This is a genomic window from Bradyrhizobium sp. sGM-13 (genome assembly GCF_018398875.1).
Taxonomy (GTDB): Bacteria; Pseudomonadota; Alphaproteobacteria; order Rhizobiales; family Xanthobacteraceae; genus Bradyrhizobium.
On the sequence record NZ_JAGWDK010000068.1, the window covers coordinates 1 to 14088 of the forward strand.

General features: G+C 59.5%; 6 protein-coding genes and 6 pseudogenes. 7 read left to right on the top strand and 5 right to left on the bottom strand.

Annotated elements, in window-relative coordinates:
* Positions 1–2295: 2295 nt before the first annotated feature.
* The 3 genes and pseudogenes from KJQ96_RS40950 to KJQ96_RS36605 form a co-directional block, all read left to right on the top strand.
* Positions 2296–2391: pseudogene (locus KJQ96_RS40950) on the top strand (NUDIX hydrolase); the annotation flags it as partial.
* A 304-nt stretch (positions 2392–2695) separates the two neighbouring features.
* Entirely contained in the window at positions 2696–4171 is a 1476-nt protein-coding gene (locus KJQ96_RS36600) for a M16 family metallopeptidase (protein WP_375293253.1), read from the top strand.
* On the top strand, positions 4168–5592 hold the full coding sequence (locus tag KJQ96_RS36605) for a pitrilysin family protein (RefSeq protein ID WP_213255933.1): 1425 nt from the start codon (positions 4168–4170) through the stop codon (positions 5590–5592). The genes KJQ96_RS36600 and KJQ96_RS36605 overlap by 4 nt, the downstream gene beginning before the upstream one ends.
* A gap of 235 nt (positions 5593–5827) precedes the next feature.
* On the opposite strand, the gene KJQ96_RS42415 is transcribed toward KJQ96_RS36605, so the two are convergent.
* From KJQ96_RS42415 to KJQ96_RS36620, 3 genes and pseudogenes are all read right to left on the bottom strand, one after another.
* Complete coding sequence (locus tag KJQ96_RS42415) at positions 5828–5986, bottom strand: transposase domain-containing protein (protein WP_375293254.1); 159 nt, start codon at positions 5984–5986, stop codon at positions 5828–5830.
* Positions 5987–6058: 72 nt separating this feature from the next.
* Positions 6059–6740 (bottom strand): annotated as a pseudogene (locus KJQ96_RS42420) (transposase); the annotation flags it as partial.
* Positions 6741–6875: 135 nt separating this feature from the next.
* Positions 6876–7133: a hypothetical protein gene (locus KJQ96_RS36620; protein WP_213255935.1), complete on the bottom strand. Its 258-nt coding sequence runs from the start codon at positions 7131–7133 to the stop codon at positions 6876–6878.
* Between the two features lie 1035 nt (positions 7134–8168).
* On the opposite strand from KJQ96_RS36620, the pseudogene KJQ96_RS41875 reads away from it, so the two are divergent.
* Together KJQ96_RS41875 and KJQ96_RS36630 are read left to right on the top strand one after the other, a co-directional pair.
* Positions 8169–8510, top strand: a pseudogene (locus KJQ96_RS41875) (hypothetical protein).
* A 14-nt stretch (positions 8511–8524) separates the two neighbouring features.
* A pseudogene (locus KJQ96_RS36630) lies at positions 8525–8659 on the top strand (IS5/IS1182 family transposase); the annotation flags it as partial.
* A gap of 199 nt (positions 8660–8858) precedes the next feature.
* Here the strand turns inward: KJQ96_RS36630 and KJQ96_RS40960 are convergent.
* A complete protein-coding gene (locus KJQ96_RS40960; protein WP_244608742.1) occupies positions 8859–9143 on the bottom strand; it encodes a VirK family protein in 285 nt (94 codons plus the stop codon).
* 2064 nt (positions 9144–11207) lie between these two features.
* Here KJQ96_RS40960 and KJQ96_RS36640 point away from each other — a divergent pair.
* Positions 11208–11922: pseudogene (locus tag KJQ96_RS36640) on the top strand (ROK family protein).
* A gap of 83 nt (positions 11923–12005) precedes the next feature.
* Positions 12006–12325: pseudogene (locus tag KJQ96_RS40965) on the top strand (hypothetical protein).
* Between the two features lie 622 nt (positions 12326–12947).
* Here KJQ96_RS40965 and KJQ96_RS36645 read toward each other — a convergent pair.
* Positions 12948–13703 carry a molybdate ABC transporter substrate-binding protein gene (locus KJQ96_RS36645; RefSeq protein ID WP_213290960.1) on the bottom strand — a complete coding sequence of 252 codons (756 nt, stop codon included), beginning with the start codon at positions 13701–13703 and terminating at the stop codon, positions 12948–12950.
* Between the last annotated feature and the right edge of the window lie 385 nt (positions 13704–14088).

Consider the following 14088-nt stretch of genomic DNA (forward strand, 5'->3'; position numbering starts at 1 on the left):
CCACAAACAAACCTCCCGTTCCATGACTGCCAAGTTCATGGAATCGGTCGTCTAGTCTCGAAGCGCGGGCGATCGAAGGCGCCGGCCTATTGGCGCTGGCTCATTTCGAGCCTTCCTTTCCTTTGGCAGAGTCTCGAACTGATATCACGTAGCGACATTGGTCACTCAGGTTTGTGAACTTGGCTCTGAGACAGGCAGTAATGGCGCCTGCATCAGGTATGTGGCTGCCACAAAAGCGAAACACGTCCGGAGTGCAAGCCTCTCGCTCCTCCGGTGTCGCCGGCCGATCTCGCGCACCCGCCTGTTCGGTGCATAGAGCTGTTGTCGTCACAACAGCAACAGCAACTGCTGTTGCACAGCGGTGTGCTTTGAAGAACCAAGACCCATGCGTTCGCTGCTTTTGATTCACGATATCCTCTTCAAGTCGATACATCCTGCGGTATTGTTCGTCCTGCGCGAGGCGCAGTATGACCTGTCTACCGGGAAACAGGCCGGAACCATTCAAAGCATTGACGGCCGCGGAAGCGCACATTGCGTATCTGTACACCCATCGCAGCGGTGCCTCGGTCGCTTAGTCGTGAGATACCGTAATTTTCCGAGCGCGAGGAGGCGGCTAACAACCCGCCAGTCGGCCGATACTCAGAGCCGCCAAGCAGGGCGAAACAACGATTGCGGCCCGGCTAGACGAAAGAAGTTACGATAGCGGTAAGGTATACCCCGCCAGCAATTCCGGCATTCAGCTACGTCCAACACGCCCCCGAAGCTGCACCTGGTTGGGGAGTGCGAACCATTATCGGCCTGTAACAGCTGGGGCCATCACCCACATGGTCCGCTCTCGCGACCTGCATTCCACCTCTTGCGAGGAGCGGCACGCGTGACATCGGAGATCGAGATTGTGCCAAATGCTTCGTCCTGTTCCGGCTGCAACTTGGCCAGTTCGCCATGCGCTCCATAGATCACTTCGCTTTCGGGGGAGTGCTCGAGGATCGTGACGGGCCCTTGCGGCGTGAGCTTAAGAGTTTGGGACATTCGCAATTCTCATCACCTGGCGGGAGGCTTTTAGATGGCCTTAGGGGCGCCACCTGCTTTTAAGATCGTACAATCTAACGCTGCGTACGATTCAAGCCCCTTCGAGGACTGCTCGTGTGGATATGTCCAAACTCGTGCGCCCCCACGAGCCATCTCGCGCGAATCAGAGTGAGAGGCCTTCACTGGCGCGGAAAATCTCAGTTTCATTCCCATCTAGGCCGAGGGCAGCCGTGCACGTGTTAGAAGTGACAGCTCCAGCACGGCTGATCCCTCCAAGCCGGCAAGTCGGAGAGATCGAAACATTAGATTGGTTTGCGATCCCAGTCAGCGCAAATCGCGCGACGTGGTAGCAGTTCGAAGAGGAAAGAGCTTTCAAGCCCGAGATGGCGGGCGGTTTAGATGCTGCGCGTCTAAACCTTCGTCCTGGCAGAAACTTGACCGAGTGCGCTTTCGAAGGAGGTCGTGGCGGCTGGGGGTGGTATCGTGCTGGTCCGGCTGCCACCAGGTGTGTACGAGGCATGAGCAAAGCAACTCTATCAACCGCTCAATGCGTGTGCCCCGCTTCGGCTTTCTCAAGCGAATCGCGCCCCGTGGCTTCGCTCCTTCCGAGATATAGGCAATTGGGCCGAATTTGTGAATTTTGCGGGGAGGGCGGCCTACGTAATGTTGGAGGGGCTGATGTCGCATTTTCTTAATGTACGAACTGCATGCTCATTTGCATGAAACCGATAGATCCGTTCTACGATCCCAAATTCTGGCGAGGCCGTGCGGAAGCGACGCGGACCAAAGCGGTGTCGTTCGCTGAAGGCAAGTCCAGAGATAGGCTCCTTAAGATCGCCGAGGAATATGAGAAGCTAGCCCGACGCGCAGAGGAGTGGCCGACGCTTAAAGAGGATGGCGACGCAGAGCCTAATCACAGTTCCTGATGCTTCGCCGGTTCTCGACAAAATCCGTACGCATCCGGCGTAGGCCGCAGGTTGATTGTATTAGTCGGGCGGCCAGCGCTTGAGCCAAGTCGGATTTTCTTTGTGCATCCGGACGAGCTCGATCAGATTTCCGAAGTCGGTGAAGGCCATGACGCCGTGTTCGCCGGCGCCATAGACCCAGATGACGTCGACCTCGGGATTTGGTCGCTCCGGCCCCTGAAACCGGGAGGCCTATTTAGGAAATAGTCTCGCTTGCCAAACGCTTTCTCGGCATATTGATCGATCGAAACGATGATCGCTTGGCCGTGCTGGTGGCAGGCGTCGAAGCGGCCGGGTACTCCTGGTGCGGCCGCGCCGCGACAAGCTTTGGATGTTTCCTGGCGGGCGCCGGCGCGGCCACGAAACGGCGGAGCAGTGCCTCTGGCGCGAGATCAAGGCGCCAGTATGCGGCGTCGCAGGATTTAGGCAAGCGCGAGGCGGCGAGTTGTCGAGCGTTTTCGTGTGCAATGTCGTGTTCGCAACATGTTGGCAGATACCAAACAAGTGCGGCTTTGGCTTTCGGAAGAGAAAGAACGCGCGGCGCTTCGTTTTGCGTCCAGCTGCCCGCGCAGCGGTGCGCGGAAGCATTAGGCGATTGGCACGGCTTTTGCTCCATTGTTTGCCAACGGCGTGCGGCTCTCTGCTTTGTCGGGATCGTCCGTTGCAGAATGTGAATCTCGATGTGACCAAAAGGCGATGGCATGAAGAATTGTAGTTCCGTGACAACCAAGGTGCTAGGCACGGCCATTGTTGCAATGGCCTTGACGACACCCACCGCGCTGGCGGTCGAATACAGAGCCGAATACAAAAGGGATAATAGCAGCAATCCTAGCCTCCGGGACGTTGCTGAAAACAAGAGCGTGCTTACCCAGATCACAGTCACCTCGGAACGACCAGCAAGCTTCACGCTTGCGAACGGCTTGCAGGTGGTGGTGATCCCCGATCATCGTACCCCGGTCGTGACCCAGATGATTGGGTATAAGGTCGGCTCCGCCGATGAGACGCCGGGCAAATCGGGGCTTGCGCATTTCTTCGAACACTTGATGTTCAAGGGCACAGCGAAGCATCCGCCCGGCGAATTCTCCCAGACCGTGCTGCGCGTCGGCGGCGACGAGAATGCCTTCACCTCGCCCGACTACACCGGCTATTACCAACGCGTGCCGCGCGAGCAGCTGACGAAGATGATGGAATTTGAGGCCGACCGCATGGCCGGTCTCGTTCTCCAAGATGAGAACGTGCTGTCCGAACGCGATGTTGTGCTCGAAGAATTCAACATGCGCGTTGCCAACAATCCCGATGCGCGGCTCACCGAGCAGATGATGGCGGCGCTTTACCTCAACCACCCCTACGGCCGCCCCATTATCGGCTTTCGCCAGGAGATCGAGAAGCTCGACCGCGAGGACGCGCTCGCGTTCTACAAGCGCTTCTACGCGCCGAATAACGCGATCCTGATCATCGCCGGCGACGTCGATCCCAAGGAAATCCGCCCGATGGTGGAAGAGAATTTTGGCGACATTCCTGCGCAGCCCGCGATCCCCGCGAAGCGCGTGCGGCCACAGGAGCCGACGCCCGCGGCACCCCGCACCGTGACGCTCTCCGATCCCCGCGTCGAGCAGCCCACCTGGCGCCGCTCCTATCTCGTGCCGTCGGCTACCACTGCGGCCGCAGGCGAGAGCCCTGCGCTTGACGTGCTCGCGCAGTTGATGGGCGGCGGGATCAACTCCTATCTCTACCGCGTGCTGGTGATCGACAAGCAGCTCGCGAGCAGCACGGGCGCGAGCTACGAGGGCACCTCGCTTGATGCCTCGCAATTCATGATCTCTGTCATGCCGAAACCTGGCGTCGAATTCGCCCAGATCGAGGACGCGATCGACAAGGTGATCGCCGACCTCGCGCAAAATCCCGCGCGCGCCGAGGATCTCGAGCGCGTCAAGACCCAATTGATTGCGCAAGCGATCTACGCCCAGGATGACCAGGCGACGCTTGCGGGCTGGTATGGCACCGCGCTCACCACCGGGCTCAGCATCGACGATATCCGAAGCTGGCCGGACCGCATCCGGGCCGTCACCGCCGAGCAGGTGTGCGAGGCCGCGCAAGCATGGCTCGACAAGAAACGCTCCGTGACCGGCTATCTGATCAAGGAATCTGCGCCCAAACGTAAGGAGAAGCGCTCGTGACCCATTCTCTCACTCGGCGTGCCGTCCTCGGTGGGGCCTCGCTCGCGATCGCGACGCTCGGCTCTGCACCATCATTTGCCGCTACCAAGATCCAGCGCCTGATCTCGCCCGGTGGCATCGAAGCCTGGTTCGTGCAGGAGGCCACCGTCCCGCTGATCGCGATGGAATATGCCTTCGGCGGCGGCGCCAGCCAGGACCCGGCTGAGAAGCCCGGCGTCGGTCACCTGGTCGCCAGCCTGCTCGACGAAGGCTCCGCCGATCTCGATTCCAAGAGCTTTCACGAGCGGCTCGACCGCCGCGCCATTGAGCTGAGCTTTACCTCGTCCCGTGACCAGTTTCGCGGCTCCTTGCGCATGCTCAAGGACAACAGGGACGAGGCCTTCGACCTACTGCGAATGGCGCTGACCTCGCCCCGTTTCGATGCGGCCGATGTCGAACGGATCCGTGCGGCGGTGCTCGCGAACCTTCGGCGTGACTCCACGAATCCTTCAACGCTCGCCAATCGCAAGTTCCTTGAAGTCGCCTTTAACGATCATCCTTATGCTCGCCAGGCCGGAGGCACGGTCGAGAGCGTGCCGAAAATCGACGTCGCCGATCTGAAGGACTATGTCCGCCGCGTGATCGCCAAGGACACGCTCAAGATCGCGGTGGTCGGTGACGTCGATCCAGAGACGCTTGGCAAATTGCTCGACAAGACCTTTGGCAGCCTGCCGGCCAAGGCGCAGTTGACAGAGGTCCCCGATGTGGTTGCGGCAAAGCCGCCGCAGCGCGTCTACGTTCCGCTCGACGTGCCGCAGACGGTCCTGAGCTTCGGCGGTCCGGGCGTCCGCCGCAGCGAGCCGGATTTCATGGCGGCCGATGTCGTCAACCAGATCCTCGGCGGCGCCGGTCTGTCGTCGCGGCTGTTCCGCGAAGTCCGCGAGAAGCGTGGGCTCGCCTATTCCGTCCATGAGACGCTGCTCTGGATGGATCATTCCGCGCTGTTCGTCGGCAATACCGGCACCCGCGCCGATCGCGCCGGCGAGACGGTGGAAGAGATCGAAAAGCAGGTCCGCCGCATGGCCGAGGAAGGCCCGACCCAGCAGGAGCTCGATAATGCCAAGTCGTACCTGAAGGGCTCGCAGATGTTGGCGCTCGATACCTCGTCAAAGCTTGCGCGGGCGCTGCTGCAGTATCAGCTCGATAAGCTGCCGATCGACTATATCGAGAAGCACTGCGCGCTCGTCGATGCGGTGACGCTGGAGGATGCCAGGAAGGCGGCGCAGCGGCTGTGGGGCCAGGGTCTGCTCACCGTCATCGTCGGCAGCTCCCCGCAGGCCGCAGCCCAGTCGACCACCGCGCCATCGGCCACGACGCCGCCGCCAGCGGCAGTACAGCCAGGCGCCGCGCCATCCGCCGCAACGCCGGCAACACCCAATTGACCTTTGTGTTCGTGAGGTGACATTCGGTGCGCGTTAAGGACAAGCTGTCATATAGCCGTTATTTGGCCGACGTCCGACCTGCCTACATCAAGGGGCGGCCTCGCGAGAGCCCGTCACTTCAGTTAGTCGTTACGCATCCGAGGACTGCCGCGCAACGATTACGCGCGCGCATAGACGGTCTGGGTTATGATGGTCGCTAGCCGGTTGAGACGTTCAGGTTGCGACGGACCGCTGATCAGAGGTGTTTCTCGACCGCGCGTAGCCTTTTCCATTCCCAAGGAAGCAACTCGTGCAGGCGCGAGGCAGGCAGATCGGCGATACGGGCCAGAACATCGGCGAGCCAGGCTTGCGGGTCGACATCGTTGAGGCGTGCGGTGGTGAGAAGCGTCAGCATGACAGCGGCGCGGTCTGCCCCGCGCTGAGAACCGGCAAAGATCCAATTGCGTCTTCCGAGAGCGATACCGCGCAGCGCTCTTTCCGCAGCGTTGTTGGTCAGGCAGAGTCTGCCATCATCAAGGAAGCGGGCGAAGTCGGCCCAGCGCTTGAGCATGTAGTCGATCGGCTCGCGAACCGCGGAGGAGCGCGAGAGTGTGGCGCGTTCGGTCGAACAGCGGCTTGCTCTTTTGCTGTCGCACGCTGAGCCGCTCGGCGGCGGTCAAGCCGTTGATCTCGCGCTCGATGACGAAGAGTGCATCGAGGCGTCTGACCGCCTCCAGCGCTATCGGGGAGATCGGCTTACCCTTCTTGCCCTCCCGGGCATTTTTTGCGATGTCGGCCAGCTCGAAGAACTTTCGCCTCGCATGCGCGAGGCAAAATGCCGGCATGATCGGCAGCGCTTTCTTCTTCGGATCGAACAGCGGCTCGAAGCCGTTGTAGCAGTCCGCCTGGACGATTCCACTGAACCGGGCCAGATGTTTTTGTGGATGCTCACGAACATCGGATCGCGATACGCACCCAACCTTGGGAAGCCTGCCAAAAGAATTGCCGAGATCGCGGTACATCGCATCCATAACGCGGGAGGTTTCGCGGAGGTAGGTGCTCCGTCCCTCCTCAGTATCGGGATAGACAAGTTTGGGGCTTGTTTTGATGTGCTCGAAAAAAGCGGCGAGGTCGCCACCAAAGCCAAGCGAGTTCTTTAATCTTTCCATCTCTCCGTGGATCCGGGCCGACCTCCTCCAGCCCGTACTCGTGGATTTGTGTCGCCGACGGCTCCGTCGTGGTCATGTGCCTGAGCGCCTGCGCGTAGAACTCAACCCCCGTTGGGGTGCTTCCAGGCGCCATCGTCACGTGCTGGACGAGGCCTCGAGCCGGCCCGCCGCCGCAATCAAATCGACGTAGGCCGGCTGGACGAACCTGATCATTGCTTCGATGGCTGCTTCAATAAGCTTGGGCTTCATCACGTAAGATATGGGCAGCGCCTCGACCTTCGCGCGGAAGTCCGCAAGCCACGTCGAGTCGTTTCCTGAACCATGAAAGGGCACGCCGCCCAGAAGAATGCGACAATCCCGGATGACCTTGTCGTAAACAAAACCGGGGAGCAAGGATCCCCTTGCGAGAACGCAACTCGACACCATCGATGACTTGTGCGACCAACCTGCGGACGCCCTCGAGGCGAGAGATGTACCCCCGCCACCATTCCCGCGTTGATCAGTGAAGTGGGTCATATGGCGAAAGAGATGGTTGTCACGACCACTGTAATTGGTCCACGGCAGGTAAGCGCGTCGGTGCTTAAGCGCCAACGCTCCGTGAGCATGGTTTCGGCGCTTAGACCGACACGAAATGCATCCCAGTTAGTATGCTGGCTGCCAATGATCCTGTCAGCCGGCGCCGGCATATATACATGGGGTTGGCGATTTGCACGCATCCCGTCGAGTCGGAGCTCTGGCCGTAATAGGGCCAGCCGATGAATGCGCCGACCTTATGGTTGGTGCCGCGCAGCAAATCGTAACCGGCGTCGGCCGTGTAGTATGTGAACCTTCCGTTGGCCTGGCCTGTTGATACAGGACAACGAGCGTTCGATGCCCCAATCTTCATTGTTTATGTTTCCTTTGTTGAAGCGCCCGGGGCCAATATTGCCCTTCAGGAATATTCCCCACGGGCTGTCAAGACCGCCAAATAGTTCTCCGGAAGTCTGTCCAGTCCGTGATAAGTGAGCCTCGAGATGAGAATGCTAGGATCTCCAGGTATATGAGGCGCAGCGCTATGGTCTCATTGGAATCGTCCCCGGCTGCGCCAGAGCCGCGATCCGCCTTCGAATGACTAATCGGCCGTGTACGCAATGGGCGGCACGCTGGTGGGTTCTTTTGCATACAGCGGCGCGTCAGACCATTGCGCCGCCCGCGGGTCGGCGCCAAAGTGGTAATTCAACCCGACCTTTCCAATGTGATAGTTGCTCGATAGGCTGGTTGTGTTCGCCGGAAGAATTGCAAGCGGTGGAAACTGCACGGTCGGAGCGGTCGCGACACTCGGCCCGCCAAAATGCAGGTAGTCATACTCAAATTTGACGGACCATGCAGGCGTAACCGCCTGCCTGCGATGCAGAAGACTTCATCTGGTGCGGCTGCCGGGGCCGGCTGATGGCCAAGGTGCCCGGCTTCGCCCAGGCCATTGCCGCTGGCGCATCACCGAAATGGACAACTGGGACAGCGACTTCCTCGATCTTGTCGAAGAGGCGCATCTCACCTTCGAGGGTAAGTCCGATTGTGAAATCGCCTTCGGTGCGCTGAAGCGCCTTCTCGACGTCCGCTACAGCGCGCGAGACGGTTCGGCCTGCTCGGAGTTTCTCATGGGAAGGACACGACGAAAATGACCCCGCCTGCGGTCGCGGATCGGTTATGATCGGCACTGCGGGCAGGCTCGTCGGCCAATTCTTCATACACAATGGCGACGATACAAGCTTCGTTTGCGAACGCGGCTGAGTGCTTCAACAGCCCTGGCAGGTCAGCATCACCTCATCGAGTGCTGCTTCGGTAAACCGAAGCAATTTCGCCGCGTGGCGACCGGCTACGAAAAGACGGCCAGAAACGACCTGGCCGCCATCACGATCTCGGCTGCCGTGTTATGGCTCGATAGATCTCCACTCGAAAGGATCAGGGTAGCGAAGCCGCACCGTGGCCCTGCGCAGTGTCCCAAACGAACTTCGCGCCGTCCGGCAGTTCGCAGATGAATTCGCCCTGATTCACGACTTCGGTCGCCCCGGCGGTCAGCTTGAAGGCCCGCACCGTAAGCTTGCCTTCGCGGCTGAGGCTGTGGCGGAATGTATTCCGTCAATCCACGGTTTGATGCGCATTGGCAAAGCTGATGCCGTTCTGGGCCGTCACCCTGAAGGCACTTATAACCAACCCGGCCTGCGTGGCCGGCCCGGGCTTGCCGCCATCGACGGTGGTACAGCGGTTCAGGTCCAGTATGAGCTTCACATTCTTGCCGGCCTGCAGGGCACTGAGCACCTCGGCGTATTTCGGCGAGGGCTCATCGGCCTTGGCGATCGTGCTCACGCTTACAGCCGAAAGCAAGGACAACAGGATCGAAAGGCGTCTGCCACTGAACTTCATACGCTCTTCTCCTCCACAACAACCGCAGGCAACGCAAGCGCCAACTTGCCCGATGTCGTGTTCGCAAACAGCCTGGCGGAGTCCGGACATATTCGGTCGCAACAACTACACGTGTCGCAACCGCGCGCAAGTCGTTGCGAAGGATAATCCAACCTCACAACCTCGGTACGTAAGGTATGCGAAGTGGCTTCACCATTTGTGACACCCTCTGCACTGTTTGGTCCAGCGGGTGGCAGCGTCGAAAGTACAAACGGCAATAGTGCGTGAATGCAAAGGAGGCCGATATGACCGAGAGGGTGCAGGCTCACATATAAGCGTAAGCGGAAGAGTTTCGAACGAGCATTCAAGAAACGGGCATCTTGCCGAGCACTCCGTGTGGCCGCCCGGCAGGGACGCACCGCCCGAAGAAATGGTCGGGGAATGGACCGCCGGCGAAATTGATGCGATGGGACGACGAGCAAAATACTTGCTCGGTCAAGGGACTTTGATCTCGGTATACCGAAACAAGCTTGGCGGAATGTCAAATGGCGCGACGGCAGCGTTGACTTCTTGACCTCGCGCTTTGCGCGGCTCCGGGTCCGCCCCGCTCATCGCAATGACTGGCTGACCCGCGGCGCTCCCGCTCAGAACAGAGGGTGACATGCCGGACTCGTTCGCTACCATGCGGCGGTGCCTCGCGAGCGTATTTGCTTAGACGCTACCTAGATGTCCGTGCTGCGCTATCGAAATGGAAGCTCATGCGCCGTCATGATTTGTGACGCAGTAAATCTAATCCGTTCGGATATCGGCGTCCCTCTGGTCACAGGCCGCGCAAAGGAAGTCTCCCCGACATCGAATTTCGGCAATCGTCCGGCCACCGATCAAATCGATCTTGATGGCGTAACGCAAACTAAGCCCGGAGGAGATGGCCCATACGTACGCGCGCCCGCCCGCAAATGAAAATCCGTGTGGCCGGACACCGGCGATTTCGACGCGGATCATCGGCACCTTTTCGTGTGGCATATTATTTGCACGGGTTTATCTGGGTTGGACACGGCCAGGTGCCGCGCCATGCCCCAACCGGCCCGACGCACCTCATACCCGGCAGTGTGCGTCGGGCCGGTGCTGTTTCAGCATAGGAGATCGACGCTCGACCGCATTCATCGGTGTTAAGTCGGATGCAGCCGTTTGTGCGATGACCGATACAACGGTGCCGTTTCACTCGCGCTGTGCGAGGTGTAACACTGTGCATTGCCGCGCGTGCAACATCAAAAGCGCTTTCTGTGGTTCTGGCATGGAGAGCGCGTTCGCCAACGCGTCTAAGCTGCACCGTTAGGACTGATTTGCAGAGCTCAAATGATGCGCGATTTTCCGAACATCTCGATCAGCCTGTCTGTCGTTCCTACTACCGGATGGGGGCATCTCCTAGTTCGATATCGAAACGGCCGCGCTTCTACGCGCGGTCCTGAACGGAGGCTGCAAAGGTTTCCCAGCACCAAACACCATAAAATCGATTTCCGTTTATGGCGATCTTCCGATGCGTTACATTGTAATCGATTCTGTGGCTGATCTTGGGATGGAGTCACATAGCGGCCACTTCAGGCTGTGTTACGCTTGGGGAATGTCACGGCTCGCCAGCATATTCAGCACGTATACTGAGATCTGACCCAAGACCCGTAGCAGCCTCGCATATCGCATAGGGGCCGCCACCTGGCCGACCACGCCGCAGGAGATATCGGCCTTTCGCGACAGCGAGGAGCGCGCCTCTTGCCGATCACGAAGGCGGGGATCAAGCCGGAGGGCGGGGGTTAGGGTAAGATCGATCGACCGAGCAGGCTCGGATAGCGCTCTGCTGATCCGGGCTATGCTTGTTTCGTTTCATCCGGCTGCTTGCTGCATCCGCGTGCAAGCACGAAGCAAACGCGTTGTTAAGAATTGGCCCGCACTGATCTGCGCGATTCCGATTCGTTCCTTGCGAACAAAATAGAGTCGAATGGAGAACAAAGCTGTGATGCTGCTTGTCTCCCTGCTTCAGGTAAGGATCGGCTGGAGTTATGATCATCCGGCCGAGCAGGGCGCGGCTTCATGGCGAAGAAAGCGGGCAAGCAAGCATCGCGGCATACGGTCCTCGTGATCGACATCGGTGGTTCGCGTGTGAAGGTCACGACCAACAGGGAGCGAACCAGGCGCGCGTTTGCGTCCGATCCCGAGCTATCAGCGAGAGTGATGGTCAGGAAGGTCAAGGCGCTGACGAAGGACTGGTCCTATGACGTCGTCGCGGTCGGATATCCCGGACCTGTGGTCAACAACCGGCCCCTGTCGGAGCCTCACAATCTCGGTCTCGGGTGGGCCGGCTTCAATTTCGAAAGGGCCTTCGATCGCCCGACCAAGGTCGTCAACGATGCGCTGATGCAGGCGATCGGCAGCTATCAGGGCGGCCGAATGCTGTTCCTCGGCCTCGGCACGGGTCTTGGCTCCGCGATGATCGTGGATGGCATTCTGGAATTGATGGAGCTGGCTCACCTGCCGTACCGCAACGGCAAGACATTCGAGCAATATGTCGGCGCCGCAGCCCTCAAGCGCGTTGGCAGGAAGAAATAGCAAACGCACGGTCGATGACGTCATCAGGCGCCTGCTCGCAGCCGTGGAGCCGGATTACATCATGCTGGGCGGCGGCAACGCCGGCAAGGTCGACAAGCTGCCGCGCAAGGTCCGCCTCGGCGTCAACACCAACGCGTTCGAGGGCGGATTTCGGCTGTGGAAGAAGGGGGTAGTTAGATCGTCCGGCGTACGGCGATAGAAAATGCCGCAGCTGCATAGGCGCGTGAGCTTTGCACCTGGATTTGAATGGCCTCTCAACGATCGACTGTCTATGGTGTCCGCATGTCCCGCCTTGTGTATCTCTTCACTGCTATCGTCCTGTCGCTGTTATCAGTCGCGCTCTGGCCGCACCGCTTCAAAAGCGGCCGGCTCCGCGCTGGCACGGCTATGGCTTCCTGCCGGGTGACCAGCAGCCGCTGAACAACAGCCTTCCACTTTACGCCCAGAAAGACGCGATGCGGCGATCGGCACGCCGCGACCGGCGCCCTTGGTACATTGACCCGGTCCCCCGTTACTACGGGTATGATGGCGCCTGGCACTATTTCGGCCGGCCCGGCTTTTACGACAGCCGCTACAATGGCGGCAGCTTTGGCCCGTGCTGAACGCGGACGCCGACCGGGCCGATCTGGAATTGCGGCTGATTAGGTGGTAGGGCGCAATGGCGAAGCGTATTGCGGCGTCTGGCGTTGGTGACGGCTTAAGTTGGGCTAATCCAACTGGCGTGCGTACGCACGTGCCTCCAATATTCGCGACCCGCTGAGAGAGGTCAGTCGATGACCTCAGGCGTGTATGCCAGATGGCGCTTGCCAACGCGCCCATCCTTGTGGCGCGAACTTGGCTGCTTTGGCCACGCCGCCTTGCTCATGAGAACGCGTAAATGACCCAGCAGATGCCGACCCACAGTAGCGCGTTGAGGAGGACCGCCGCAAGCGGCCAGAAGTTCCACACTATCCGCGGCTGTGAAGCATCAGCATGCAATGCGCGATCGGCCTTACCGCCTTCAATCACGCGCGGTTGTGGTTTGCCCCAGTGCGTCATCCGTATCCCATGCTTGCGCTGCGCTAGTCGATTTGGGTCCCAGCAAATCGAGATCACCAAGTCAAGTGAACGTCGCCATCCCGATGCCGATAGAATCACGGCCGTGAGGCTGGCGAGCCTGATCGTCCGCCTTGCCGACTACCAGATCCCAGCCGACCTGCGGTCCAGGGCTGGCTCTTCGAGCACCTAACCATAGCGCTCAATGATCACGTGAGCCTCAGGCCTTTCGGAGATGAACCCCAGCGTTGCTTCGCGGTCGGCGCTTCCCTTCGACGACGCGGCACCTTGCTCAATGGGACCATGGAGCTCCTGCGGCATCAGCCAGCGCGAGGCATCATCACCAATCAATTGAAATCTCGTGACGAAGGCGAGCTCGTCATAGCCGATCTCGTATTGATCCGCCCGCGTGACTGTCGCGCCCTCGATGCCCTTCGGCTGCATGGCCTCATGAACGCTGGGCGAACTCACTGACTCGATCACGGCTACCTTAAAAGGTGTCTCGGCGAGGCAGATCGATAATTTTACGAAGGCCATCCTCTTGGACATCTCCGCGCCGTTCACGAGATTCGCACTCTTCCAAAGTAGGAAGTTTCCGATCGTGTTGATGAAGCGGCCTTCCGGTAGTACGGTTTCATCCACGACCAGCTCCGTTGGTCGCGTGTCGGCCGAGATCTGAAATTGCGCACCTTGCGTGACGTGGTTGTAACATTGTCCATTCGCGCCCGATCTCATAGCTGCCCCGTGACCAGCCGTCCGCTTGATGGTCGAGGCTATCTCCTTGGTCGGTGCGGTTAAGTTGGCGGCGAGGGCCACATTAATGTCTGCCGCTTGTACAGTTACGACTAGCCTCAACGCCGCATTGATCAATATCAATCGAGCAAGTCTCATTGTGAATTCCTGGGTCGGTGACCAGCGCGCACCTTTTAACTGCGGCATCTTCATCTCAGCAATCGGCGTGCCGAACGCGAAAGTGCTCTGCGCGTCGCTTGAAGAAGAAAAAGCACGTGCCCGAAGCGGCACCCGCGGAATGATTTAGGTGCAGTAGTCGGATTCTCCACATCAACGTCCGCAACCGGACACGACTGGTACGACAAGATAGATGACAAATGACGCCGGTCCCCCTCGTGCCGCCAAGACGGCAACAATGCTTTCGCATTTTGGGTTCAATCCAGCGGCTACATTCAGGGCCGGCCTTTCACCTCCGGCTCGCCGTCGGATCGACTGAAGAATGACGTCCGTCACTGGCGCTAAAAGTACTTCCCTCATTCTCACCTAGTGGTTCATCATAGTGATTTTGACGTTTTGATACCGAGCCATTCGAGGATGG